Below are 23813 nucleotides of genomic sequence, written 5' to 3'. Positions count from 1 at the left end.
GTCGATAGATGCTCGTGTGTGTCGTGCGTGGCAACCCTGCCTCGCACAGGTCCCAAGCCTAGCCGCTCGCAGATGACCGTTCGGTGTCAGGCGGAGGCGGGTCGCGCCTCCCGACCGGGTGTCGCGCGTGTCGCACCGGAGGCGTGCCGAGCCGCCCAGACCGGCCACCCTGCGGAGCCGTACAGTGGGGCCCATGAGGTTCTACGAGACGCGGCCGACACACGACCTGACCTACTCCGACGTCTTCCTCGTCCCCAGCCGGTCGGCGGTGACGAGCCGGTTCGACGTGGACCTCTCGGCGAACGACGGGTCGGGTGCGACCATCCCGATCGTCAGCGCCAACATGAACTCGGTCACCGGACCGCGCCTCGCCGCGACGCTCGCCCGGCGCGGCGGCCTCGGCGTCCTGCCGCAGGACATGCACCTGCAGGACCTCGACGCCGCGATCCGCTGGGTCAAGGACCAGCCGGTCGACTTCGACACCGCCTACGACATGGGCGCGCACACCACGGTCGCCGAGGCCCTCGAGCAGCTCCTGCCCGTCGCGGGACGGGGCGTGGTCGTCCGCGACGCCGCCGGCGAGTACCTCGGCTGCGTCCCCGCCGGGCGCCTCGGCGACGCGGGTCCCGACGCCACGCTCGGCGACCTGCTGCACGGCGCCTCCACCGCGATCGACGCCGAGGACGCCGGTACGCCCCGGCACGTGTACGACGTGCTGACCGCGGCCGAGGTCGACTTCGCGCCCGTCATGCGGCACGGCAAGGTCGTCGGCACGGTCAGCCAGACCAGCGCGATCCGCTCCGACATCTACCGGCCCGCCGTCGACGCGTCCGGACGCCTGCGGGTCGCCGCTGCGATCGGCATCAACGGCGACGTCGCCGCGAAGGCACAGGCCCTCGCGGCCGCCGGCGTCGACGTGCTCGTCCTCGACACCGCGCACGGACACCAGGAGGGCATGCTCCGCGCCCTCCGCACCGTCGCCGCCCTCGGCCTCGACATCCCGCTCGTCGCGGGCAACGTCGTCACCGCCGACGCGGTCGCCCACCTCGTCGAGGCCGGCGCGACCATCATCAAGGTCGGCGTCGGACCCGGCGCCATGTGCACCACGCGCATGATGACCGCCGTCGGTCGCCCGCAGTTCTCCGCCGTGCTCGAGACCGCCGCCGCGGCCCGGTCGCTCGGCGCGCACGTGTGGGCCGACGGCGGCGTCCGGTACCCGCGCGACGTGGCGCTCGCCCTCGCCGCCGGCGCGTCCGCCGTGATGATCGGCTCGTGGTTCGCGGGCACGCTCGAGGCGCCCGGAGTCCTCCGTCGCGACGTCGCGGGCAAGGCGTACAAGGAGAGCTGGGGCATGGCCAGTGCCAAGGCCGTCCGGGAGCGCTTCGAGCGCCTCGACCCCTACGAGCGGGCCCGGAAGGCGCTCTTCGCCGAGGGGATCTCGTCGTCGACGATCTACCTCGACCCGGAGCGGCCGAGCGTCGAGGACCTGCTCGACATGATCACCACCGGTGTCCGCAGCTCGGCGACGTACGCGGGGGCGTCGTCCCTCGCGGAGTTCTCCGAGCGGGCGCTCGTCGGCATCCAGTCGGCCGCCGGCTACGAGGAGGGCAAGCCGCTCCCCGTCAGCTGGTAGCGCAGCGCCGCGGCGCAGGCGGCGGCGCCGACGCGCCGCGCGCGGGGGCGGCGAGACTCGGCGCCGCGGACAGTTTCGTGGCACACAGGCCGCGAAACTGTCCGCCCAGCCGAGTCTCGGGTGGCGACCACGGACGGACGGGAGGCGCGGTGCCGGCTGGCACCGCGCCTCCCGTCTGCCGGTGCGCGCGTCTACCGCCGTCGGGTCGCGTCCTCGACGGTGCCGACGAGCTCCTCGAGGATGTCCTCGAGGAAGAGCACACCGAGCGTCCGGCCCTCGGCGTCGAACGCCCGCGCCACGTGCCGACCGGCGGCGCGCATGGTCGCGAGGGCGTCCTCGAGGTCCATCTCCGTGTACAGCGAGATGAGCTGCCGGATCCGCTTCGGCGGCACCGGGTCGTCGTACTCGTCCGGTCGGAGGTCGATGACGTCCTTCACGTGCACGTACCCCGTGGGGGAGCCGTCCTCGGCCACGAGCACGTACCGCGAGAACCCGCGCTGGGCCACGGCCCGCTCGACATCACCCGGGGTGGCGTCCTCGGGAAGGGTGACGAGCTCGGCCATCGGCACGGCGACGTCCTTGACCTTCTTCTCGGTGAACTCGAACGCCAGGGCGAGCTTGCCGTCGTCGGTGAGGGTGCCCTCGCGGCGGGACTGCTCGACGATGGTCTGGACCTCCTCGACGGTGAACGCGCTCACGGCCTCGTCCTTCGGCTCGACCCGGAAGAGCCGGAGCACGGCGTTCGCGACCTCGTTCAGGCCGACGACGACCCAGTGCAGGGCGTGGCCGATGTACCAGAGCGTCGGCACGAGGAGGAGCGCCGCACGGTCGGGCATCGAGAACGAGATGTTCTTCGGGACCATCTCGCCGAACACCACGTGCAGGAACGACACGAGCAGCAGCGTGAACACGAACGCCACGACGCCGATGACCTCGACGCTCCAGCCGGTGAGGTGCAGCGGGACCTCGAGCAGGTGGTGGATCGCCGGCTCGGAGACGTTGAGGATGAGCAGCGAGCACACCGTGATGCCGAGCTGGGTGGTGGCGAGCATGCGGGTGGCGTGCTCCATCGCCCAGAGCGTCATCTGTGCGGCGCGCGAGCCCTCTTCTGCGCGCGGCTCGATCTGGGAGCGGCGTGCGGAGATGACGGCGAACTCGGCCGCGACGAAGTAGGCGTTGCCCATCAGGAGGACGACGAGCCAGAAGATGCCCCACCAGTCGGAGCTCATCGGGTGCCGCCCTTCGCAGAGGCCTTCGAGGCCGTGGCCTTCGTGGCCGGGATGATGATGCCGGTCGCCGGGGTCTCCGGCGGTGTGGGCGTCCAGCGGATCCGGTCGATGCGGCGCCCGTCGAGGCGTTCGACGCGGAACACGCCGTCCTCGAGCGGTACCTCGTCACCGACGGCCGGGAGCCGCCCGAGGGTCGACATGATGAACCCGCCGACGGTCTCGTACGGGCCGTCCTCGGGGACCTTCACACCGGCGCGGTCCTCGAGCTCGTCCGGGCGGAGGAGCCCCGGGAACGTCAGCCAGTTGCGCGACCGGACGACGTCGATCCGTGCACGGTCGTGCTCGTCGGACACCTCGCCGACGATCTCCTCGATGAGGTCCTCGAGCGTCACGACCCCCGCGGTGCCGCCGTACTCGTCCACGACGATCACCATCTGGTAGCCGCGACCGCGGACCTCGGCGAGCAGCGTGTCGCCGGGCATGGTCTCGGGGACGCGCTCGGCGTCGGTCATGAGGGCGCCGACGGGGACCTCGGGGCGCTTCTCGCGGGGCACGGCGACGGCCTGCTTCACGTGCACGATGCCGACGACGTCGTCCGCGTCCTCCTCGATGACGGGGAAGCGGCTGAACCCGGTCTTCCGGGCGAGCGCGATGACGTCGTCGGCGGACTCGGACACGCGGATCGTGGAGAGCCGGGGGCGCGGGGTCATCACGTCGCTGGCGCTCAGTTCGGAGAACGAGATCGTCCGTTCGAGCAGCGTCGCGGTGTCCTGCTCGAGGGAACCCTCGGACGCGGACCGACGCAGCAGCGAGGTGAGCTCCTCGGCGCTGCGCGCACCGGACAGTTCCTCTTGCGGCTCGATGCCCATCGCCCGGAGCACGGCGTTGGCGGTGCCGTTCAGCACCGCGACGGCCGGCTTGAACACCGTGGTGAACGCGATCTGCAGCGGCACGACGAGCTTCGCGGTCTGCAGGGGGAGCGCGAGCGCGAAGTTCTTCGGCACGAGCTCACCGAGGATCATCGACAACAAGGTCGCGATGACGAGCGCCACGATCGAGCCGACGGTCTCGACGATCGCTTCGGGCAGCCGCATCGCGAGGAACGGCGCTTCGAGCAGCTTGGCGATCGACGGCTCGAGCAGGTAGCCGGTCAGCAGGGTCGTCAGCGTGATGCCGAGCTGCGCGCTGGAGAGGTGCGTCGAGGTGACCTTCAACGCACCGATGACGGGTACGAGGCCGGTCTCACCGCGGTCTCGTCGGGCCTCGACGTCGGCGCGGTCGAGGTTGACCAGCGCGAACTCGGACGCGACGAAGACACCGGTGCCGAGTGTCAGCAGGATGCCGCCGATCAGCATGACGATGTCGATCGGACTCATGATTCACCTCCCGCAGGGCGCGAGGCAGTGCAGCTCACCGAGTGAGCGGCGGATGAGTGAGGCGAAGAACTGTTCGGGGGATCGTCCACAGTGAGGCAATCGTACTGCCTGGCGCGCGGCCAAGCCGAGAGAACGTACAGAACGGCCTACGCCGTGACGCGCGCGCGGTGGTACTGCTGCGGCTCGTAGTCCACGGAGACGCCGAGCTCGACGGCGGCACGGAGCGGGAAGCCCGGGTCGCGCAGGAACTCGCGGCCCACCATGACGACGTCCGCCTGGCCGGTCGCCACGATCTGCTCGGCCTGGAACGCCTCCGAGATCATGCCGACCGCGATCGTGCCGATGCCGGCGTCGCGCTTGATCGCGTCGGCGAAGGGCACCTGGTAGCCCGGGCCGACCGGGATCGGCGCGCTCGCGACGTTGCCACCGGTCGAGACGTCGGCGAGGTCGGCACCGTGTTCGGCGGCCCAGCGCGCGACCTGCGTGGTCTCCTCGAGCGTCAGGCCGCCCGAGGTCCAGTCGGTCGCCGAGAAGCGGACGACGACCGGGAAGCCCGCGCCGACCTCGGCACGGACGGCGTCCAGCACCTCGAGCAGCGCGCGGGCGCGGTTCTCGAGCGAGCCGCCGTACGAGTCGGTCCGGTGGTTGCTCAACGGCGACAGGAACTGGTGCAGCAGGTAGCCGTGCGCGGCGTGGATCTCGACGAGGTCGAAGCCGGCCTCGACCGAGCGTCGAGCGGCAGCGGCGAACGCCAGGGCCACCACGCGGATGTCCTCGGTGGCGAGCTCGCGCGGCTCGGCGTACCCGTCGAATGCGACCGCGGACGGTGCCACGGTGTTCCAGCCGCCCTGGTCCGCCGGGACGGAGCCGTGCGTCGACTCCCACGGGCGGAACGTCGACGCCTTGCGGCCGGCGTGCGCGAGCTGGACGCCCGCGGCGGCGCCCTGCGAGTGGATGAAGTCGACGATCGGGCGGAACGCGTCGCGCTGCTCGTCGTTCCACAGCCCGAGGTCCTGCGGGCTGATCCGCCCCTCCGGCACGACGCCCGTGGCCTCGACCACGACCGCGCCGGCACCGCCCTTGGCGAAGCCGCCGAGGTGCACGAGGTGCCACGGCGTCGGCACGCCGTCCTGCGCCTCGACCGAGTACTGGCACATCGGGGAGACCCAGATGCGGTTGCGGACGGTCAGGTCGCGGATGGTGATCGGTTCGAACAGGGCGTGCGTCACGCGGGCTCCTTCTCGGCGGTCGCCCTGGTCGCGAGTTCCTGCAGGAACGCGCGGAGTCCGGCGGGCGACGTGTAGTGGTGGCCGACCGCCCCGATCGCTTCCGCGCCGGCGGCGTTCTCGGCCCTGTTGTCGACGAACACCATCTGCGCGGCGTCGATTCCCAGGCGCGCGCACGTGTCCAGGTAGATCGAGGCGTCCGGCTTCAGGACGTGCTCCTCGGCGCTCACCACGACGGTCTCGAACAGGGACCCCATCGGGGACCGGCGGTACGGGTCACCGAAGTCGAACCCGGCGTTCGACAGCAGGGCGACCCGGGTGCCGGCGTCGTGCAGCTCCTCGACGATCGCGAGGGTCTCCGGCTCGACCTCGAACCAGCCGGTGAAGTCGATCGCCCAGAACCGGTGGATGTCGGTGATGCGCCAGGTCCGGCCGGTGCGCTCGGCGATCGCCCGCCAGTAGTCCACGACGGAGAGGTCGCCGCGGTCCAGGTCGTGCCGGAGCTCCTGGTAGACGGGGAAGAGCTCGTCCGCCGGCACACCGGTCGCCGCGACGAGGGCGTCCCGCGAGGCGTGCGGCGTCCGGCTGATCACCTCGCCGTAGTCGAAGACCACCACACGACCGGGCAGGAACAGACTCATGCGCTCCACCGTAACGTGGCGTCTCGTGAACGACTTCGTCCCCTTCGCCCCGACCGACGCCGCCGCCTGGACCACCGCCCCGCACGGCGACTCCACCAAGTACCGGCGGGGTGTCCTCGGCGTCGCGACCGGCTCCGACCAGTACCCGGGTGCCGCCGTGCTCGGCGTCGACGCCGCCGTGCACACCGGCGTCGGGATGGTCCGGTACGTGGGACCGTCCCGCGCGTCGGACCACGTGCTCGCGCGGCGTCCCGAGGTCGTCGCCGGGGTCGGACGGGTGCAGGCGTGGCTCGTCGGCTCCGGGATCTCGGCGGGCTCGCTCGGCGACCTGGACGACGTGACGGCGGAGGGGTTCCGGCACGCCTCGGACGACGGGGTCCCCTTGGTCGTCGACGCCGGGGCGATCCCGCTCGTCGAGCTCGGGCCCCTGGCGGTGCTGACGCCGCACGCGGGGGAGCTCGCCGGCGTCCTGCACGAGTCGCGGGAGGCCGTCGAGCAGGACCCGGCCGCGGCCGCGCTCCGTGCCGCCGCGCAGACCGGGAGCGTCGTGCTCCTGAAGGGGTCCGCCACGCACGTCGCGACACCCGACGGGTCGGTGCGGCTCGTGGCCTCGTCGGCGACGCCGTGGCTCGCGGCCGCCGGTGCCGGTGACGTCCTCGGCGGGGTGCTCGGGGCGCTCGTGGCGGCTCGGCAGGGTGCGGCGGAGGCGTCCGGGTCGTCGCTGTCGCCGTCCGACCTGGCGCACCTGGCCGCTTCGGCTGCGGTGGTGCACGGGATCGCGGCGCGACGGGCGTCCGGGGGTGGGCCGTTCACGATGGCGGCGCTGGTCGAGCAGCTGCCGGGCGTGGTGCGCGACCTCGTCGTCGAGGGCGACGCGCGGGGGTAGCCGCGAGCGGCGACGGACGGGAGGCGCGGTGCGGGCCGGCACCGCGCCTCCTGGCCGTCGGGTGGTCACGTCCGGGGCGTGACGCGCGTCGTGCGCGTCAGCTCGCGGGGGTGGCGTGCACGAGGAACTCGACCGCACCCGCGTCGTCGACCTGCACGAAGCCGAGGCTCGGGGCCTGCACGCCGAAGTCCGAGAACGTGATCGGGATCGAGCCGGAGACGTCGACGCCGTCGCCGTTCAGCCCGACCTCGAGCGTCGCGGTGACCGACTTCGTGACGCCGTGCAGGGTGAGGTCCCCGGTGGCCTCGACCTTCGTCGTGCCGGTGCCGGAGCCGGACGGGACCGCGTCCGCGATCGGCTCGGTGAGCGTGAAGGTCGCAGTGGGGAACGCCGACGTGTCGAGCGCGGAGTCGCGGAAGTAGGAGTCGCGCTGGGCCGAGTCCGTGGCGATGTCGGCGACCTGCACGGTGATGGTCGCTTTCGTGATGGCGGCGCCGTCGACGGTCGCGCTGCCGGTGACGCTGTCGGTGCGCCCGGTGACGGTGACGTCCGAGCCGTTCAGGACCTCGTGGACGCGGTACCCGGCCTCGGAGTCCCCGCCGACCGTCCATGCGCCGGACAGGTCCGCGGCGTCGAGCGTGGACGGGGCGCGGCTCGCGGCGACGCTCGGGGCGGCGGAGGCCTTGGCGTTCTCGCTGCTCGCGTAGAGGTTCGTGCCGACGATCGCGGCGACGACGCCGATGACGACGACCGCGGCGACGACCGCGATCCAGATGACGGCTCTGCGGCGCGTGCGCGGGGTGTCGGAGGTCACGAGGGGAACGGTGACACGTCATGCTCGGGGGGAACCTGTGACGGACGTGCCGCTACGCTCGTCCGGTGCAGAGGACGGTGCAGCGGCCGGTGTGGGCTTCGCGGTGGTTCGAGGTCGCGGTCTTCGTCGTGGCGTTCGTCGCCGTGCACGCGGTCCTCTGGTGGTTGACGACCGTGTCGGGCAACCTGCCGCTCGGCGACGTGACGATCACCTACCGGCGGTGGATCGAGACCGGCCACCTGTCCGGGTTCTGGGTCGGGATCGACGAGGACTGGGTGTACCCGATCCTCGCGATCGTGCCGATGGCGGCAGCAGCGGTCGGGGGTGTGGCCTCGATCGGCACCGGGTGGATCGTGCTCATGATCCTGCTCGACGCCGTCGCTTGTGCGTTCCTGTGGCGCTTCCGCGGGCTCGGCGTGCGCGTCGTGTGGTGGTGGCTCGCCTTCCTGCTCGCTCTCGGACCGATCGGCCTCGGGCGCATCGACACCGTCGCGACCGTGCTCGCCCTGGTCGGGGTCGCCTTCGTCGCGTCGCGGCCGGCCGTCGCGTCGGTGCTGTTCACCGCCGGCGCATGGACGAAGGTGTGGCCCGCGGCGCTCGTGGGCGTGCTCCTGCTGCTCCGCCGTGGCCACCGCCGCGGGGTGCTCGTCGGCGCACTCGTGCTGACTACGCTCATCGTCCTCGTCGACGTCCTGTACGGGGGTGCGGCCCACCTGCTCTCGTTCGTGGGGCAGCAGAGCGGCCGTGCGCTGCAGATCGAGGCGCCGCTCGCGACCCCCTTCATGTGGGCGGCGGCGCTCGGCGTCCCCGGTGCCGCGGTCTACTACGACCAGCAGATCCTGACGTTCGAGGTGTCCGGCGCGGGGACGCACGCGGCAGCCGCGGTGTCGACGCCGCTCATGGCCGTGGTCGTCGTCGGTGGGGTGCTGCTCGCGCTCTGGGCCGTGCACCGCGGCGCGCACCGGGCCGAGGCCGCGCCGCTGCTGGCACTGCTCCTGGTGGCCGCGCTGGTCGCCGCGAACAAGGTCGGGTCGCCGCAGTACATCGGGTGGTTCGCCGTGCCGATCGTGTGGGGGCTCGTCGCCGGGCGTCCGAGCGCCCGGCGCTTCCTCCCGGTCGCCGTCGCCGCGATCCCGATGGCTGTGCTGACGCAGGTGATCTACCCCGGGTTCTACGACCAGGTGCTCACCGTGCAGCCCTGGGTGCTCGTGGTCCTCACGCTCCGGAACGCGCTCGAGGTCGGGGTGCTGGTCTGGAGCGTCGTCGCGATCGTCCGGCTCGGCGTGCGGGCCCGTGCCGCCGCTGTGCCGGGCGTCCCGGCAGGGGGCAGGATGGACGCATGATCGTCGCGTTCTCCGTCGCCCCGTCCGGTGGTCCTTCCGCGAGCTCGGACGGGTCCGTGCACGACGCCGTCGCGGCTGCCGTGCGGATCGTCCGCGAGAGCGGGTTGCCGAACCGCACCTCGTCGATGTTCACCGAGGTCGAGGGGGAGTGGGACGAGGTCATGGACGTCGTCAAGCGCGCCACCGAGGCCGTCGGGGCGTACGGCACGCGGGTGTCCCTCGTGCTCAAGGCCGACATCCGCCCGGGGTACACCGGCGAGATCGACGGCAAGCTCGAGCGGCTCGAGGCTGCGCTCGACGACTGAGCGACACGCCGAGCGCCTCCCACGGATGTCGGTGGTCGGGTGTGTCCTGTCGGTGTCGGACGGAACGCGTCCGCACGACGACGAGGAGCACGTGATGATGCACGACGGCTGGTGCCCCGACTGCGACCTGCGGACGGTCGTCATCGACTCGGACGAGCACGGCGACACCGCCTGGGCGAGCTGCACCGAGTGCGGCGCCGGGTGGGTCCACCGTGACGAACTCCCGGGGCTCGTCGTCACGGCCCACGCGGAGCCGGAGCGTCGCGCCGCCTGACGTGGGTCGAATCGATTCGGCCGGGCGACTTCCGTTCGGCCTTTGGAGCGGTCTACACTGCTGAGACCGGTCGCTCTCGGTGGCCGGTCGTCCACATTCGCCGCTGAACCAGGACCACCCTCCGCCCGTTCCCGGTCGCACCGTCAGCGACGTCGACGCGACGGAGGCACGGTGCGGCGACCACGCGCACCGACGGTCCCAGCCGACTCACGCGAGTCGACGTCCGGAACCCGTCCCGCTCCTCCCGTCCCGAAACAGGCACCATGTCCCAGCTCACGCCTGCGCGTCGCGCACTCGCGCTCATCGCCCTCGCCCTCGGCGGGTTCGCCATCGGTTCGACCGAGTTCGTCGCGATGGGGCTCCTGCCGAACATCGCCGAGGCACTCCTGCCGCGCCAGTACGGCCTCGACCCGGACGCCGGGATCGCGCACGCCGGCTGGCTCGTGAGCGCGTACGCCCTCGGTGTCGTCGTCGGTGCTCCCACGATCGCGGCGATGTCGGCGAAGTTCCCGCGCAAGGGCCTGATCCTCGTGCTGCTCGTCGGGTTCGTCCTGGCGACGGTCGCGAGCGCGATCCTGCCGTCGTTCGGCCTCGTGCTCGTGGCGCGGTTCGTCGCGGGACTCCCGCACGGTGCGTACTTCGGCATCGCGTCCATCGTGGCGGGCGACATCATGGGTCCGGGCAAGCGCGGCAAGGGCATCGCGATGGTGCTGCTCGGTCTGTCGGTCGCGAACGTCGTGGGCGTCCCGGCGATCACCTGGGTCGGGCAGGTCGCCAGCTGGCGCATCGCGTACGGCGTCGTCGCCGTCCTGTTCGCCCTGACCTTCCTCGCGGTGTGGGCCTTCGTGCCGCGCAGCGCCCGTGACGAGCACGCGACGATCGGCCGCGAGCTGCGGGCGTTCCGCGTGCCGCAGGTCTGGATGGTCATGGGCCTCGGAGCAGTCGGCTTCGGCGGCTTCTTCGCGGTCTACTCGTACATCTCGCCGCTCGTGCAGAACGTCACGGGGCTGTCGGAGTCGTTCGTGCCGCTCGTCCTCGTGGTCGTCGGCATCGGCATGGTCATCGGCGGCGTGCTCGGCGGGCACCTGGCCGACCACAGCGTCAAGCGCACGATCTACGTCGGCATGTTCGCGCTGATCGGCGCCCTGCTCGTCACCGTCCTCACCGCGCAGTGGGTGTGGGGGGTCTTCCTCGGGGCGTTCCTGCTCGGTGCGACCTCGTCCGCGATCCCGCCGGCCGTGCAGTCCCGCCTGATGGACGTCGCCGGAGACGCACGGACCATCGCGGCGGCGCTCAACCACTCGGCGTTCAACATCGGCAACTCGATCGGTGCGGCCCTGGGCGGCGCCGTCATCGCTGCCGGGTTCGGCTTCAAGGCGCCGGGGTGGCTCGGCATCGTGCTGGCGCTGCTCGGTGTCCTCATGACGATGGTGAGCTACGGCGCCGAGCGCCGCAGCACCCGCCGTGCGTCGCTCCGGTCGTCGTCGCCGTCCACCGGCCCGATCACCGCGCCCGTCCCGCTGGGCTGACGCGGGTCCCACCGGCCAGGAGGCGCGGGGCGGCCCCGTGCCGCGCCTCCAGCCCGTCGACGGTGCGGCAGACCGCCGATCGTGAGCAGAAGAGGTCGGGTCCTGTGACGGGACCCGACCTCTTCTGCTCACGAAGCGTGCGGCGCGTGGCGCGTGCGACGCGCGGCGCGCTACAGACCCAGCGGGCTGCCGTCCTGGACGATGATGCCGTCGGTGATCGCGCGCTTCCGCAGCGCCACCTTCGTGCCGACGTCGAAGCCCGCGACGCGGTACTTCTCGCGGATGCGCTTGAGGTAGCTCTTCGCGGTCTCCTCGGAGATGCCGAGCTGGTACGCGACGCTCTTCACCGGCTCGCCGCCGCCGTACAGCGCCATGACGCGACGCTCCTGGGCGCTGAGCTTCGGAACGCCACCGACGTCACCGCTGTTGATCGCCAGGTCGAGCTCGGCGGAGACGTACTGCTCGCCGCGCTGGGCGGAGCGGATGGCCTCGACGATCATCTCGGCATCCTCGCTCTTCACGAGGTAGCCGAGGGCGCCGGAGGCGAGGGCCTCGCGGACGACGTTCGGCTCCGAGTAGGTGCTCATCACGACGGTCTTCACACCGGCGGTCTTGAGCGTCGAGATCTTCAGCGAGACCGGGATCGAGTCCTTGAGGTCGAGGTCGAGCAGCACGACGTCGACCGGGAACGCCGGGCTCGTGAGGAGCTCGGGCCAGGTGGTGACGGCGGCGACGAGCGTGATGTCGTCGGCTGCGTTCCGGATCCACTCGGTGAGCGCGCCGAGGAGCATCCTGTGGTCGTCGACGAGTGCGAGTCGGATCGGTTCCTCTGGAGTCGCCATGGTGGCGTCCTTTCTCGGGGGCGGTCGTGGGCCGATCCTAGGGGGACGAACCACGGGGCACGGGCAGGCTGGTCAGGGTGTCCGGCAGTCGGGCCAGCCGGTTCCGTGCGACGACTACATCGACGGATGTCGGTCGACGACGCAGTGCGCGACGACGTGCAGCACGCCGTCGCGGACGGAGTCCTGGTACGGGCCGATCCGCTGCAGGGCGCTCCACGCGGTCGGGCCGAGTCGACGCCGGGGGACACCGCGCGACTCGAAGACGACCGGGACGTCCATCGTCTCGTCGGTGACGGGGTGCCCGTCCGAGCCGACGGGGCCGAGCGTCACGGACACGACGGGCGATCCGGCCTGGGTCTGCTTGCCGTCGCCGACCATCTGCCAGAGCGTCTGCAGCAGCCCGTCGCGCTGCGCGGGGGAGAGGTGGCCCGCGAGCGACTGCGGATCCGCGACGCTGACCGAGCGGCCGAGGTTGTCGGACTCCGTGATCGCGTGGTACAGCCAGGTCTCGCGGCGGCCCTCGATGAGGTGCAGACGCAGCTCGGTGGCGAGCGAGGCGGCGACCGAGGCGGACGCGTCCGAGAGCGGGAGGGGGTCGCTGCCGTTGGCGACGGCGTCGAGGAGCTTCTCGGCGGCGAGGTCGAGCCGGGCGAGTTCGTCGGACGCGAGCATGCCCACGGCGAACTGCGGTGCCTGCACGTTGCTCTGCACGAGGACCCGGTCGAGTTCACGCTGCACGAGCTGGCGGAACCGGTGCACCACGAAGAGCGCGATCGACGGCGGGACGGTCACGAGCGCCACGGTGGACACGATCGCGGGCAGGGTGTCGCTCGTGATCGGCGTCGAGGCGACCGCCATCCCGACGAACGCGAGGCCGAGGACGGCGATGGCGGCGGCGACTTCGCGGGCCGGGCGCAGGGTCGCGACGGGCAGGAGCGCGAACCCGGCGGCGACGGACGCGGACGCCGAGTGGGCGATGTCGTGCTCGGGCCAGATGCCGATGAAGTCGAGGGTCACGACGCAGCCGAGGACGACGCAGATCAGCGCGAAGGCGAGTCCGGTCAGTCGTTCGCCGTAGGTGAGCAGGCTGAGCCCGACCCCGACGGCGGCGACGAGGTAGAGCGCCCAGGCCGCCGCGGGCAGCCACGGGTCGGTGAACTCCGTCCAGCGGATGAGGAAGAAGACGATCCCCGCGACGGCTTCGATGCCGGTGAGGACCGCGGCGCCGAGTCCGAGGTAGCCGGCGCCGAGCGAGGCGCCGGGCTTGGCGGCCTGCCGCAGCGAGCGCGCGCCGGTGGAGGTGGAGGGGAGGCCGCGCGCCTGCCGACGTTCGCTGCCCCGGTACCGCTCCCGCGCCTCCCGTCGGGTCCGCGGAGCGGGCTGCACGGTCTCGCCGGGGAGCCCGCGGCTGATGGTGTCCTCGGGGACGCGGCTCATCTGGGGGCCTCCAGGACGACGGTCGTGCCGGATCCCGGCGCGGAGAAGAGCTTCGCATCACCGCCGACCTCGCGGAGGCGGTTCACCACGCTCTCCTTGAAGCCGAGCCGTTCGGCACTGACGTGGGTGAGGTCGAAGCCGACGCCGGAGTCGGTGACCATCGCGCGGACCATCTCGTTGTCGTGCACGATCGTGACGTGCGCCTCGCCGACCCCGGCGTGCCGACGGACGTTCTCGAGGCACTCGCCGAGCGCGAGCAGGAAGGCGTCGAGCACGTTCGACGGCAGGAGGACCTGCCCGGTGCCGTGCCAGCTCACCTCGAGGCCCATGCGGCCGAAGCGCTGCTTGACGGACTCGAGGGTCTGGCCGAGCGGGGACTCTTCCTCGCGGGTGAGCGAGTAGTCACCGGACTGCTGCGGCTGCGGCGTCGCACCGAGGCGGAGGTGGCGGAGGAGTCGGGCGTCCTCGGCGGCCTGCTCACGCATCGCCTGCTCGGAGACGCCCACGCCGGAGTGCGCGAGGAGGGTCAGCGTGGCGAGCACGGTGTCGTGCAGGAGCCGGGCACCCTGTCGTCGCTGCGCCTCGGTCTCGCTCGCCTGGCGTTCGGCGCGGTGCGCGGTGCCGATGCTGTAGATCCGGCGGGCGACGCGGGGGATGCTCCGGGAGATCCAGATCGTCACGACGGCGATGAGCACCCACCCGAGCAGCGCGCCGGTGACCGGGGCGGCGAGGACGCTGCCGCTCGCCCACACGATCGCGACGACGACGATCGCCCCGGCGAGGATGGTCAGCCCGAGGCCCACAGGGCTCCCGCGCTGGGACATGAGCGGTGCCGAGATGCTGCCGGCGGCGAGGGGCACCACCGCGGAGGCGATGATCGGACGCGCTGCCTCGTCGACGCCGAGCAGCAGGAGTGCGAGCGCGCCGAGGCCGGAGGCGAGGATGAGCGCCGTCCACCACACGGACGCGTTCCACCCGAAGACCAGGAAGCCGGCGATCATGATCGCGATGCAGGCGAGCCCGCCGAGCAGCGGGACGACCGGGACCGCGAGGGCGCAGATCACCGCGACGACCGACACCAGGGCACAGACGATGCCGACGACACGGGTCGTCGACCGGAGCAAGCGGTCGCGTTCCTGTGCGATGAAGTCCATCGGTGTCCTGGTCGTGGCGGTGTGGCTGAGGGAAAACCGAGCCTGGTTCAGGCTGGGCACCACGCCATCATTCCACGCGCGACACCCGTTGGGGGGTGTTCGGCGCGCCATCCCGTGTCGGATGGTGCCGCGATCGTCATTGCAAGCGTTATGCGTCCAAGAGCCGCCGGAGGTGCGCCCCCACGGCCTCGTGCTCGATCAGGAACCCGTCGTGCCCGAACTCGCTCTCGATCACGGCCGCGCGGTCACCGTCGAGGGTGTCCGGCACGCCGGCCGCGATGCGGTGCTGGTCCTCGATCGGGAACAGCCGATCGCTCGACACCCCGACCACGAGCGTGCGGGCCGTCACCTGCGCCAGCGCCGCCGCGATCCCGCCCCGACCGGCTCCGACGTCGTGCGAGTCCATCGCGTGGGTGAGCGTGATGTAGGAGCTCGCGTCGAACCGACGGGTGAACTTGTTGCCGTGGAAGTCGAGGTAGCTCTCGACCGAGAAGCGGCCGTCGTCGCCGAGCGGTGAGACGTCGCTCTGCCACGAGCGGGCGAACCGGCCGTTCAGCTCGTCGGACGCCCGGTAGGTCATCAACGCCATCCGCCGAGCCAGCGCCAGCCCGCGGTGGGGGCCCTCGCCGGCGTCGGCCTCGTAGTAGTCGCCGCCCGCGAACGCCGGGTCCATCTGGATCGCAGCGCGCTGCAGCGAGTTCGCGGCGATCTGGTCGGCGGTGGTCTGCGCCGTGCTCGCCAGCACCGCGAGCCGGGACACCCGTGCAGGGTGGGTGACGGCGAACTCGAGCGCGTGCATGCCGCCCATCGACCCGCCGACGACGGCCGCGAAGACGTCGATGCCGAGCCGGTCGGCCAGCTGTGCCTGCACCGCCACCTGGTCGCGCACGGTGACGAACGGGAAGCGGGATCCCCACTCGAGGCCGTCCGGCGACACCGACGACGGCCCGGTCGTGCCCTGGCAGCCGCCGAGCATGTTCGGTGCGACGACGAACCACCGGTCGGTGTCGATCGCCCGGCCGGGGCCGACGACGTCGCCCCACCAGCCGGCGGTGCGGTGTCCGGGCCCGGGTGCTCCGGCGACGTGCGAGTCGCCGGTCAGCGCGTGGAACACCAGGACCGCGTTGTCGCGGTCGGCGTTGAGCGTGCCCCAGATCTCGTACGCCACGCGCACGGCGGGGATGCGTCCACCCCGCACCCACTGCTCACCGAGGGACGCGAAGTGCCGGGAGCCGGGGTGGTCGCCCGGGCGCCAGGCGCCGGTCACCGGGGGCTTGCCGAGCGTGCCGAGTTCGGTTCCGGGCACGAGGGTGGACGGCACGGAGTCCTCGGGGGTCGTCTGCCAGTCCATCGGGTCCAGTCTGCCGGGAGGCGCGGCGCGGGCCGCCAGTGTTACGTCACGTCCGGCGCGTCGCGGGTCCACTGCGGCGGGTCGCGGGTGCTCGCGGGGGCTCGCGTGCGGGCGTGCCTGCGCGCGGCTGCGTGCGTGCGGTCGGGCGCCGAGTCGGAACGACTTCGTCGACGTCGTACGACATCGACGTTGTCGCTCCCGGGCGCACGCAAGTGTTGCGCGTGCAACGAACGACGTGGCCGTTGTCGTACGACAACGACCACGTCGTTCCGAGTCGCCCCCGCGACCGCCCCCGCGCCCCGCGCCCGGGGCCGCTACGCGCGCTGGCCCTCCTGCGCGACCGCACGGGCAGCGGCGAGCCCGGCCTCGAGGTCAGCCTTGAGGTCCTCGACGTTCTCGATCCCCACCGACAGCCGCACCAGCCCCGGCGTGACACCAGTGGTGAGCTGCTGCTCGGGCGTCAGCTGCGAGTGCGTGGTCGACGCCGGGTGGATGACGAGGGAGCGCACGTCGCCGATGTTCGCGAGGTGCGAGAACAGCTGCAGGCTGTCGACGAACGCCTTGCCGGCGGGTACACCGCCCTTGAGCTCGAACGACAGCACGGCCCCGACGCCCTTCGGCGCGTAGCGGTTCGCCGCGGCGTACCACGGCGAGGTCGGCAGCCCGGCGTAGGCGACGGTCGCGACGTCCGGGTGCCGGTCGAGCCACTCGGCGATCTCCTGCGCGTTCGACACGTGACGCTCGATGCGGAGCGAAAGCGTCTCGATGCCCTGCAGCAGCGCGAACGCGGTGTCCGCCGAGTTCGACGCACCGAGGTCGCGGAGCAGCTGCACCCGGGCCTTGACGATGTAGGCGAGCTCGTTGCCGACGGCCTCGGCGAAGACCGCGCCGTGGTACGAGGGGTCCGGCGTGTTGAACTCGGGGAACTTGTCCGGGTGCTGCGACCACGCGAACTTCCCGGAGTCGACGATGATCCCGCCGATGACGGTGCCGTGCCCGCCGAGGAACTTCGTCGCCGAGTGCACGACGATGTCGGCGCCGTGCTCGAACGGACGGATGAGGTACGGCGTCGCGATCGTGTTGTCGACGATGAGCGGCACGCCGGACTCGTGGGCGACCTCGCTGACGCCGGTGATGTCGAGCACGTTGATCTTCGGGTTGCCGATCGTCTCGGCGAAGAACAGCTTCGTGTTCGGTCGGATCGCGCGGCGCCACTCGTCGAGGTCGTCCTGGTCCTCGACGAACGTGGTCTCGATGCCGAGCTTCGCGAGCGTGTACTTGAACAGGTTGTACGTGCCGCCGTAGATCGACGACGAGGACACGATGTGGTCCCCGGCGCCCGCGATGTTGAGCACCGCGTAGGTCTCCGCCGCCTGGCCGCTCGACACCAGGAGCGCCCCGGAGCCGCCTTCGAGCGCCGCGATCCGCTGCTCCACGACGTCGTTCGTCGGGTTCATGATGCGCGAGTAGATGTTGCCCGGCTTGGCCAGGGCGAAGAGGTCACGGGCCTCGTCGGAGTTCGCGAAGACGTACGAGGTCGTCTTGTAGATCGGCGTCGCGCGGGCCCCCGTGGTCGGGTCGGGCTGTGCGCCGGCGTGGATCTGCGTGGTCTCGAACCGCCACTGGGCGGCGTCGTTCTGGGTCATCTCGTGCTCCTGTCCGGTGGCGGTCGTCGGGTCGTCGGGTCGCCCAGCGCTCGGCCCAGGAGGCGCGGCGCGGCTGTGCGTCGCCCGTCACGGTACGCAGGTGGTCGCGTCGGCACCAGCGCGCCCGCCTCGGGACGTAACGACCGAGGCTGGGGCGAGCCGCGCCTCCTGGCCCGCGCGTGCGCACTCACACGCTGGCGGCGACCACGGGGGAAGGTCGCGGCCTGCCGCGACGTCGCGCGCCGCCGACTGAGCGCAGCGAAGACGACGGCTTGCGCGGGGATGTCACTGCTCGCGGCGGAACAGCCAGCGCACGTTCGGTTCGAGGAGCCAGCGCATCCCCCGGCGGACGAACGGCTGGGCGAGGAACAGGCTCACCGCGCAGGCGATCGCCACCATGAGCAGCACGTACGGCCATGCCGAGTGCTGCCCGGCGAGCACCCCGGACTCGCGGATCGGGTAGAGCACGAACGTGTGCAGCAGGTACACGTACATCGTCGCCGCGCCGAACTGCGTGATCCAGACGTTCCGACGGGGCACGAGCAGCAGGAACGACGCGGTGAGGAGGGTCGCCAGCAGCATCAGCCCGAAGCGGACCGCACCGGCCCACCAGGCGTCCTCGCCGAGTCCCGAGTACGAGTCGTCGTAGAAGAACCAGTGGTGCAGGTCGAACTGCTTGAACTGCGGGATCCAGATCGCACACGCCACCGCCCACGCCACGAACACGGCACCGGCCGCGATGCGCACCCGGACCACGACCCGCCGCGGAGCCTCGTACCAGCGGTCGAAGACGCCCCACTGCTTCACCTGCCAGCCGAGCAGGAAGAACGGCAGGAGGCTGATCGCCCGCGACAGCGAGAGCGTGGAGTCGACGTTGTCGAAGTAGCCGACGCCGATGCTGAACACGACGGCCCAGAACAGCGGCCACCGGAGCTGTGCGAGGTACGGGAGGATCAGCTTGAAGATCCCCAGCGCGAGCAGGAACCAGAGCGTCCAGGTCGGCTGCGTCGGGTTGAACTTCTTCCCGCCCTCGACCAGGGCCTGCACGACGGTCCAGATCGTCTGCATGATGATGTACGGCACGACGATGTCCGTGATCGTCCGACGCATGCGCTTCGCGGTCGGGGTGTCGGCGGAGGAGAAGTACCCGCTGATGACACCGAACGCCGGCATGTGGAACGCGTAGATGAAGGTGTACAGCGCAAGGGCGTGCTCGCTCGCCGCCGTCTGGCGCTGGATCGCATGGCCGATCACCACGAGCGTGACCGCCAGGAACCGCGCCGTGTCCCACATCGGGATACGGCGCTTCGCACGTCCGGGCTCGAGCTGCGAGGCGGGCGCCGAGGGCGCGGGAGGGGCGGCGTCCGTCGTCATCGCCGGTCACGTTACCCGATCGTGACCTTGCCGGATCGGTACGGTTGGGACATCCCACCCCGTCCCCTGGAGGAAGCACATGGCATCTCGTCGCGCAGTCGTCACCGGAGCGAGCTCGGGCATCGGAGCAGCGACCGTCCGACTGTTCCGCGCACACGGGTGGGACGTGCTCGCCGTCGCCCGCCGTGCCTCGAAGCTCGAGGCGCTCGCCGGGTCGACCGGAGCCGACGTCCTCGTCGCGGACATCACCAGCGCCTCCGACGTCGAGGCGCTGGCCGCCCGTGTCGACGAGCTCGGGGGAGCGGACGTGCTCGTGAACAACGCCGGCGGCGCCTTCGGGTCCGCGTCGGTCGAGGAGTCGGACGTCGAGGACTGGCGCGCCATGTTCGAGGTGAACGTGATCGGCACGAAGCGGGTCGTCGCGGCGTTGCTCCCGCACCTCCGTCGGCGTGCGGCGGCTGCCGGGAGCGCCGACATCGTCACGGTGACGAGCACGGCCGGGCACGTCGCGTACGAGAACGGTGGCGGGTACAACGCCGCGAAGTTCGCCGAGCACGCCCTCGTGGCCGCGCTCCGGCTCGAGCTGAACGGTGAACCGATCCGGGTCGTCGAGATCGCGCCGGGCCTCGTGAAGACCGACGAGTTCGCCCTGACCCGGTTCCGTGGCGACGCGGAGAAGGCCGCGGCGGTCTACGACGACGTGCCGGAGCCGCTCGTGGCCGAGGACGTCGCCGAGGCGATCGTGCACGCGGTCGAGCTGCCGGCGCACGTGAACCTCGACCTCGTCACGATCCGCCCGGTGGCGCAGTCGGCCCAGCACAAGCTCGCGCGGGGGAAGCTGACGCCGCGGGTGTGATCCCCGCGGGTGCCGCGCACCCGGCCCGCACCCGGCCCGCACGCGCCCGGGCCGCACGTGCGGGTCGCGGGCGCGGGGTCCGTGCCGGTACCGTTGTCGGATGCCGATCAGCAGCGAATCCGGGTCACCCGCCCAGGCTCCCTCGACCGTGACCGTGACGAGCGGGCCCGAGGTGCTCGGATGGCTCGAGTTCGGTGACGCAGCACGCCTGCTCGCCAAGGACGTCTTGTCCTCCGGCTTCGAACCCGAGGTCGTCGTCGCCGTGGCCCGCGGCGGGCTCATCATCGCCGGCGCGGTCGCCTACGCCCTCGGCACCAAGGAGTGCGGTTCGATCAACGTCGAGTTCTACACCGACGTCGAGCAGCGCCTCGAGGAGCCGGTCATCCTGTCGCCGGCGCTCGACGCCCCGAGCCTCGCCGGCAAGCGCGTCCTCGTCGTCGACGACGTGTCGGACTCCGGCCGGACCCTGCGCCTGGTGGTCGACATCATCCGGAACGCCGGCGCCGACGTCCGCAGTGCCTGCCTCTACTCGAAGCCCGGCACCGTGCTCGAGCCGGACCACGTCTGGCGTCGTGTCGACGGCTGGATCACCTTCCCGTGGAGCGCCCTCGCCCCGGTGACGGCCGAGTCGTGAGCATCCACCTCGTCGGCGGCGGACCCTTCGCTGCCTCGGACGCCGCCGCGCCCTTCGTCGCCGAGGCCACGGTCCGCTCCGCAGCCGTCGGTCGAACCGTCCCACGCATCGCCCTGCTCTCCGTCGCCGACGGGTCCGGGGTGAGCCCGTCCGGCACCGCCGACATCGCCGGGGTGCTGACCGGCCCGCGCACGGCCGAGGTCCTCGTCACCGAGGTCGCCGCCGGCCAGGTGTTCGACACCACGGTCCTCAGCGACGTCGACGCCCTCGTGGTCGGCGGCGGGGTCACGCCGGACTACCTCGACGCCGTCGCCCCGCTCGTCGACCAGATCCGCCTGCTCGTCTCCGACGGCCTGCCCTACCTCGGCTACTCGGCCGGCGCGATGATCGCCGCCGATCGTGCCCTCGTCGGCGGCTGGCGCATCGGCGGCGTCGAGATCTGCCCCGAGGAAGCCTCCGAGGGCCTCGACGAGGTCGAACTCCGCGAGGGGCTCGGCCTGGTCGACCTGACGATCGACGTGCACGCCGTCCAGGCCGGCACGCTCGCCCGGCTCATCGCGAGCGCCGAGGCCGAGTTCGTGACCGCCGGCCTGGCGATCGACGAGGACACCACGCTGGTCGTGGGCGAGGGCGCGCTCGAGGTCCGCGGCACCGGCAGCGTCTGGCGCGTCGTCGCGGGCGAGGACTCGGTCGCCGTCGCCACGATGGGCGCCTAGCCCCGTGCAGGCCCGACCGCTCGCCGACCTGATCGACCCCGGCTGGGCCGAGGCACTCGCCCCCGTCGAGGACGACGTCCACCGGATGGGCGACTGGCTCCGCGCCGAGACCGGTGCCGGTCGGCAGTACCTCCCGGCTGGCGAGCACGTCCTCCGGGCCTTCGCCGAGCCGTTCGACGACGTGAAGGTCCTCGTCGTCGGACAGGACCCGTACCCGACGCCCGGGCACCCGATCGGCCTGTCGTTCGCGGTCGACCCGCACGTGCGACCCGTCCCGCGCAGCCTGGCGAACATCTACCGCGAGCTCGAGGCCGACCTCGGCGTGACGCCGCCGGCACACGGGGACCTGCGGGCGTGGTCGGCCCAGGGCGTCCTGCTGCTCAACCGCGTCCTCACCGTCGAGGCCCGAGCCGCCGGCAGCCACCGCGGGAAGGGCTGGGAGGCCGTCACCGACCAGGCAGTCCGTGCCCTCGTCGCCCGTGGGAAGCCCCTCGTCGCCGTCCTCTGGGGTGCGCAGGCGGCCTCGGTCCGGCCGCTCCTCGGGGACACCCCGGTCGTCGCGTCCGCCCACCCGAGCCCGCTCAGCGCCTCGCGCGGGTTCTTCGGCAGCCGCCCGTTCTCGCAGGTGAACGAGCTGCTCGTCGCGCAGGGCGCCGAACCGGTCGACTGGACCCTGCCCGCGGCATAGGCTCGGACCCGTGCTCGAGGAGGAATACCAGCGACGGCGGGTCCTGCCGCGACACCTGCGCGCCCCGGTCCCCGCCGAGGCCGCGTTCACCTACACGATCCGCGCTGCCGAGCCCAGCGACCTCCCCGACGTCCGCGAGATCCACACGCACTACGTCCGGAACTCCTCGGTGACCTTCGACCCGTCGGCGTTCACGTTCGCCGCGTGGAAGCGCCGCTACGACGAGATCCGTCGTCGGGGTCTGCCGTTCCTGGTCGCCGAGAACCCCTCGGGGCAGGTGCTCGGCTACGCGCTCGTCGACCCGTGGAACCCCCGCGACCGGTCGAACCGCGTCGTCGAGGACTCGATCTACCTCGGTGCCGCGTCCGGCGGGAAGGGGCTCGGGAGGGCCCTGATGGAGGCGCTGATCGATGAGTGCCGGTCGGCCGGCGTCCGCGAGGTCGTCGCCGTCATCGCCGACCGCCAGGCCGAGGCGTCGATCCGGCTCCACGAGCGGCTCGGCTTCGAAGAGGTCGGCCGCATGGGGAAGGTCGGGTACAAGTACGACCGGTGGCTCGGCACGGTGACGATGCGGCTGCGCCTGCGCGGTCCGCGCCTCTTCGCGCGCGGGTAGCGCGCGCGGCCGGGCGGGCCGCGGCCGAGGTCGAGGTCGCACGATCGGCCGCTTCCGGCGTGCGCGCGCGGCGTGTTGCGCGACCTCGGCGGAGAACGTGCGGCGTGTCGCGCGACCTGGCCACGGTCGGACGGGAGGCGCGGGTCGGCCCCGCACCGCGCCTCCGGTCCGTCCGTCGATCGGTCGCGTCCCGGGCACGCGAGGTCGCGCGATCTGCCGCTCCCGTCGCGCGCGCGCGGCGTGTTGCGCGACCTCGGCGGAGAGCGTGCGGCGTGTCCTGCGACCCGGCCACGGTCGGACGGGAGGCGCGCGGGTCGGCCCCGCACTGCGCCTCCCGTCCGCCCGTCGGTCGCGTCCCGGGCACGCGAGGTCGCGCGATCGGCCGCTTCCGGCGCGCGCGTGCGGCGTGTCGAGCGACCTCGGCGACCCGCACGCGGCGTGTCCCGCGCCCTCGGGTCAGGACGCCGGCGCCTCCGCGATGAACTCGTCCCGCGTCACCCGCACGAGCTCGCGCGCCGCAGCCGACGCGGCCGCGCCGTCGCCCGCGACGAGCGCCAGCCCCACGGCCTCGTGCCGGGCCGCCGCGTCGCGGGTCCAGCGTGTGATGGTGTCCCGCGACTCCGAGGTGCGGGTCCGCAGCAGCGCCTCGACGGTCCCGGCGAAGTGTGCGAAGACGGCGTTGCCGGAACCGGTCAGGAGCGCTCGGTGGAAGCGGACGTCGGCCTCGAGGTAGGCGCGGCTGTCCTCCCGACCGCAGGCGTCGGTCATGTCGGTGGCGGCGGCGAGCACCGCTGCGGCACCCGGTGTCCCCGCCGTGAGCGATGCGGCGACGGGCTCGACGCCGAGGCGCAGCTCGAGCAGTTCCCGCTGCTGGGCGAAGTACCAGGGCGAGGCGCCGCGCCACCGGATCACGGTCGGCGCGAGCAGCTCCCACGACACGATGTCGAGCACCAGCGTGCCGACGCGCTGGCGGGGTTCGACGAGCCCGAGCGACTGCAGGACACGCAGCGCCTCGCGGACGACCGACCTCGACACGCCGAACTCCGCCGCGACGGCCTCGGGCCGGACGACGGTGCCCGGGGCGAGCACGCCGTCGACGATCCGCTGCCCGAGCGTCTCGAGCACCTGGGCGTGCAGTCCGCGACCGGTCGCCATCGTTCCTCCGTGCAGTACGCGGCACGCACGGCGCGTGACACGGTGTCCATCGAATCGGCAGACTGCCCCGGAGGGCGGATGCCGCGCGGTG

The 23813-nt window shown here is 72.3% G+C and carries 23 protein-coding genes; 11 read left to right on the top strand and 12 right to left on the bottom strand.

Annotation, left to right across the window (positions count from 1 at the left end; translation table 11 throughout):
- Window positions 1-193 precede the first annotated feature (193 nt).
- Window positions 194-1633: a GuaB1 family IMP dehydrogenase-related protein gene (locus J2X60_RS15700; RefSeq protein ID WP_309888806.1), complete on the top strand. Its 1440-nt coding sequence runs from the start codon at window positions 194-196 to the stop codon at window positions 1631-1633.
- A gap of 191 nt (window positions 1634-1824) precedes the next feature.
- On the opposite strand, the gene J2X60_RS15695 is transcribed toward J2X60_RS15700, so the two are convergent.
- The 4 genes from J2X60_RS15695 to J2X60_RS15680 form a co-directional block, all read right to left on the bottom strand.
- Window positions 1825-2862, bottom strand: a complete 1038-nt coding sequence (locus J2X60_RS15695; RefSeq protein ID WP_309888804.1) for a hemolysin family protein — start codon at window positions 2860-2862, stop codon at window positions 1825-1827.
- Window positions 2859-4238, bottom strand: a complete 1380-nt coding sequence (locus tag J2X60_RS15690; RefSeq protein WP_309888801.1) for a hemolysin family protein — start codon at window positions 4236-4238, stop codon at window positions 2859-2861. Before J2X60_RS15690 ends, J2X60_RS15695 begins: the two co-directional genes overlap by 4 nt.
- A 146-nt stretch (window positions 4239-4384) precedes the next feature.
- A complete protein-coding gene (locus tag J2X60_RS15685) occupies window positions 4385-5467 on the bottom strand; it encodes an NADH:flavin oxidoreductase/NADH oxidase (protein WP_309888799.1) in 1083 nt (360 codons plus the stop codon).
- Window positions 5464-6105 (bottom strand): HAD family phosphatase, encoded by a 642-nt coding sequence (locus J2X60_RS15680; protein WP_309888798.1) that lies wholly within the window; start codon window positions 6103-6105, stop codon window positions 5464-5466. The genes J2X60_RS15685 and J2X60_RS15680 overlap by 4 nt, the downstream gene beginning before the upstream one ends.
- On the opposite strand from J2X60_RS15680, the gene J2X60_RS15675 reads away from it, so the two are divergent.
- Window positions 6104-6991 (top strand): ADP/ATP-dependent (S)-NAD(P)H-hydrate dehydratase, encoded by an 888-nt coding sequence (locus tag J2X60_RS15675; protein ID WP_309888795.1) that lies wholly within the window; start codon window positions 6104-6106, stop codon window positions 6989-6991. The genes J2X60_RS15680 and J2X60_RS15675 overlap by 2 nt on opposite strands.
- 97 nt (window positions 6992-7088) lie before the next feature.
- Here the strand turns inward: J2X60_RS15675 and J2X60_RS15670 are convergent, their stop codons facing one another.
- Window positions 7089-7805, bottom strand: coding sequence for a YceI family protein (locus J2X60_RS15670; RefSeq protein ID WP_309888793.1), 717 nt, complete (start codon window positions 7803-7805; stop codon window positions 7089-7091).
- A 65-nt stretch (window positions 7806-7870) separates the two neighbouring features.
- On the opposite strand from J2X60_RS15670, the gene J2X60_RS15665 reads away from it, so the two are divergent.
- The 4 genes from J2X60_RS15665 (at window position 7871) to J2X60_RS15650 (ending at window position 11256) form a co-directional block, all read left to right on the top strand.
- Entirely contained in the window at window positions 7871-9148 is a 1278-nt protein-coding gene (locus J2X60_RS15665; RefSeq protein WP_309888791.1) for a glycosyltransferase 87 family protein, read from the top strand.
- Window positions 9145-9453: a thiamine-binding protein gene (locus J2X60_RS15660; protein WP_309888790.1), complete on the top strand. Its 309-nt coding sequence runs from the start codon at window positions 9145-9147 to the stop codon at window positions 9451-9453. The genes J2X60_RS15665 and J2X60_RS15660 overlap by 4 nt, the downstream gene beginning before the upstream one ends.
- Window positions 9454-9547: 94 nt before the next feature.
- Complete coding sequence (locus J2X60_RS15655) at window positions 9548-9727, top strand: hypothetical protein (protein WP_139219818.1); 180 nt, start codon at window positions 9548-9550, stop codon at window positions 9725-9727.
- Window positions 9728-9990: 263 nt separating this feature from the next.
- Complete coding sequence (locus J2X60_RS15650; protein ID WP_070416360.1) at window positions 9991-11256, top strand: MFS transporter; 1266 nt, start codon at window positions 9991-9993, stop codon at window positions 11254-11256.
- Window positions 11257-11426: 170 nt separating this feature from the next.
- Here J2X60_RS15650 and J2X60_RS15645 read toward each other — a convergent pair whose 3' ends face one another.
- The 6 genes from J2X60_RS15645 to J2X60_RS15620 all read right to left on the bottom strand — a co-directional run bounded on the left by J2X60_RS15645 (window position 11427) and on the right by J2X60_RS15620 (window position 19060).
- Complete coding sequence (locus tag J2X60_RS15645) at window positions 11427-12098, bottom strand: response regulator transcription factor (protein WP_070416359.1); 672 nt, start codon at window positions 12096-12098, stop codon at window positions 11427-11429.
- Window positions 12099-12212: 114 nt separating this feature from the next.
- Window positions 12213-13535: a hypothetical protein gene (locus J2X60_RS15640; RefSeq protein ID WP_083294960.1), complete on the bottom strand. Its 1323-nt coding sequence runs from the start codon at window positions 13533-13535 to the stop codon at window positions 12213-12215.
- On the bottom strand, window positions 13532-14689 hold the full coding sequence (locus J2X60_RS15635) for an ATP-binding protein (RefSeq protein WP_309779788.1): 1158 nt from the start codon (window positions 14687-14689) through the stop codon (window positions 13532-13534). Before J2X60_RS15635 ends, J2X60_RS15640 begins: the two co-directional genes overlap by 4 nt.
- A 148-nt stretch (window positions 14690-14837) precedes the next feature.
- Window positions 14838-16040, bottom strand: coding sequence for a homoserine O-acetyltransferase (locus J2X60_RS15630; protein WP_309888785.1), 1203 nt, complete (start codon window positions 16038-16040; stop codon window positions 14838-14840).
- Window positions 16041-16354: 314 nt separating this feature from the next.
- Window positions 16355-17686, bottom strand: coding sequence for a bifunctional o-acetylhomoserine/o-acetylserine sulfhydrylase (locus tag J2X60_RS15625; protein WP_309888783.1), 1332 nt, complete (start codon window positions 17684-17686; stop codon window positions 16355-16357).
- A 285-nt stretch (window positions 17687-17971) separates the two neighbouring features.
- Window positions 17972-19060: an acyltransferase family protein gene (locus tag J2X60_RS15620; protein ID WP_309779786.1), complete on the bottom strand. Its 1089-nt coding sequence runs from the start codon at window positions 19058-19060 to the stop codon at window positions 17972-17974.
- A gap of 79 nt (window positions 19061-19139) precedes the next feature.
- Here J2X60_RS15620 and J2X60_RS15615 point away from each other — a divergent pair, with 79 nt between their 5' ends.
- The 5 genes from J2X60_RS15615 (at window position 19140) to J2X60_RS15595 (ending at window position 22567) form a co-directional block, all read left to right on the top strand.
- Window positions 19140-19916 carry an SDR family oxidoreductase gene (locus tag J2X60_RS15615; protein WP_071296185.1) on the top strand — a complete coding sequence of 259 codons (777 nt, stop codon included), beginning with the start codon at window positions 19140-19142 and terminating at the stop codon, window positions 19914-19916.
- Window positions 19917-20016: 100 nt separating this feature from the next.
- A complete protein-coding gene (locus J2X60_RS15610) occupies window positions 20017-20550 on the top strand; it encodes a phosphoribosyltransferase (protein ID WP_175473674.1) in 534 nt (177 codons plus the stop codon).
- Window positions 20547-21266: a Type 1 glutamine amidotransferase-like domain-containing protein gene (locus J2X60_RS15605; protein WP_309779784.1), complete on the top strand. Its 720-nt coding sequence runs from the start codon at window positions 20547-20549 to the stop codon at window positions 21264-21266. The genes J2X60_RS15610 and J2X60_RS15605 overlap by 4 nt, the downstream gene beginning before the upstream one ends.
- Window positions 21267-21270: 4 nt before the next feature.
- Complete coding sequence (locus J2X60_RS15600) at window positions 21271-21954, top strand: uracil-DNA glycosylase (RefSeq protein ID WP_309888780.1); 684 nt, start codon at window positions 21271-21273, stop codon at window positions 21952-21954.
- Between the two features lie 10 nt (window positions 21955-21964).
- On the top strand, window positions 21965-22567 hold the full coding sequence (locus tag J2X60_RS15595; protein WP_070416352.1) for a GNAT family N-acetyltransferase: 603 nt from the start codon (window positions 21965-21967) through the stop codon (window positions 22565-22567).
- 456 nt (window positions 22568-23023) lie between these two features.
- On the opposite strand, the gene J2X60_RS15590 is transcribed toward J2X60_RS15595, so the two are convergent.
- Window positions 23024-23722, bottom strand: a complete 699-nt coding sequence (locus J2X60_RS15590; RefSeq protein WP_309888778.1) for an FCD domain-containing protein — start codon at window positions 23720-23722, stop codon at window positions 23024-23026.
- Window positions 23723-23813: the final 91 nt, after the last annotated feature.

Origin of the sequence: Curtobacterium sp. 320, from assembly GCF_031455235.1 — a bacterium.
Taxonomy (GTDB): Bacteria; Actinomycetota; Actinomycetes; order Actinomycetales; family Microbacteriaceae; genus Curtobacterium.
This window is presented reverse-complemented; position numbering and strand designations above follow the sequence as displayed.

Coding starts and splice junctions, on each gene's coding strand:
- J2X60_RS15700 (WP_309888806.1), top strand. CDS start 194: ATGAGGTTCTACGAGACGCGGCCGACACACGACCTGACCTACTCCGAC.
- J2X60_RS15695 (WP_309888804.1), bottom strand. CDS start 2,862: ATGAGCTCCGACTGGTGGGGCATCTTCTGGCTCGTCGTCCTCCTGATG.
- J2X60_RS15690 (WP_309888801.1), bottom strand. CDS start 4,238: ATGAGTCCGATCGACATCGTCATGCTGATCGGCGGCATCCTGCTGACA.
- J2X60_RS15675 (WP_309888795.1), top strand. CDS start 6,104: ATGCGCTCCACCGTAACGTGGCGTCTCGTGAACGACTTCGTCCCCTTC.
- J2X60_RS15680 (WP_309888798.1), bottom strand. CDS start 6,105: ATGAGTCTGTTCCTGCCCGGTCGTGTGGTGGTCTTCGACTACGGCGAG.
- J2X60_RS15660 (WP_309888790.1), top strand. CDS start 9,145: ATGATCGTCGCGTTCTCCGTCGCCCCGTCCGGTGGTCCTTCCGCGAGC.
- J2X60_RS15655 (WP_139219818.1), top strand. CDS start 9,548: ATGATGCACGACGGCTGGTGCCCCGACTGCGACCTGCGGACGGTCGTC.
- J2X60_RS15650 (WP_070416360.1), top strand. CDS start 9,991: ATGTCCCAGCTCACGCCTGCGCGTCGCGCACTCGCGCTCATCGCCCTC.
- J2X60_RS15645 (WP_070416359.1), bottom strand. CDS start 12,098: ATGGCGACTCCAGAGGAACCGATCCGACTCGCACTCGTCGACGACCAC.
- J2X60_RS15640 (WP_083294960.1), bottom strand. CDS start 13,535: ATGAGCCGCGTCCCCGAGGACACCATCAGCCGCGGGCTCCCCGGCGAG.
- J2X60_RS15635 (WP_309779788.1), bottom strand. CDS start 14,689: ATGGACTTCATCGCACAGGAACGCGACCGCTTGCTCCGGTCGACGACC.
- J2X60_RS15630 (WP_309888785.1), bottom strand. CDS start 16,040: ATGGACTGGCAGACGACCCCCGAGGACTCCGTGCCGTCCACCCTCGTG.
- J2X60_RS15625 (WP_309888783.1), bottom strand. CDS start 17,686: ATGACCCAGAACGACGCCGCCCAGTGGCGGTTCGAGACCACGCAGATC.
- J2X60_RS15620 (WP_309779786.1), bottom strand. CDS start 19,060: ATGACGACGGACGCCGCCCCTCCCGCGCCCTCGGCGCCCGCCTCGCAG.
- J2X60_RS15615 (WP_071296185.1), top strand. CDS start 19,140: ATGGCATCTCGTCGCGCAGTCGTCACCGGAGCGAGCTCGGGCATCGGA.
- J2X60_RS15610 (WP_175473674.1), top strand. CDS start 20,017: ATGCCGATCAGCAGCGAATCCGGGTCACCCGCCCAGGCTCCCTCGACC.
- J2X60_RS15590 (WP_309888778.1), bottom strand. CDS start 23,722: ATGGCGACCGGTCGCGGACTGCACGCCCAGGTGCTCGAGACGCTCGGG.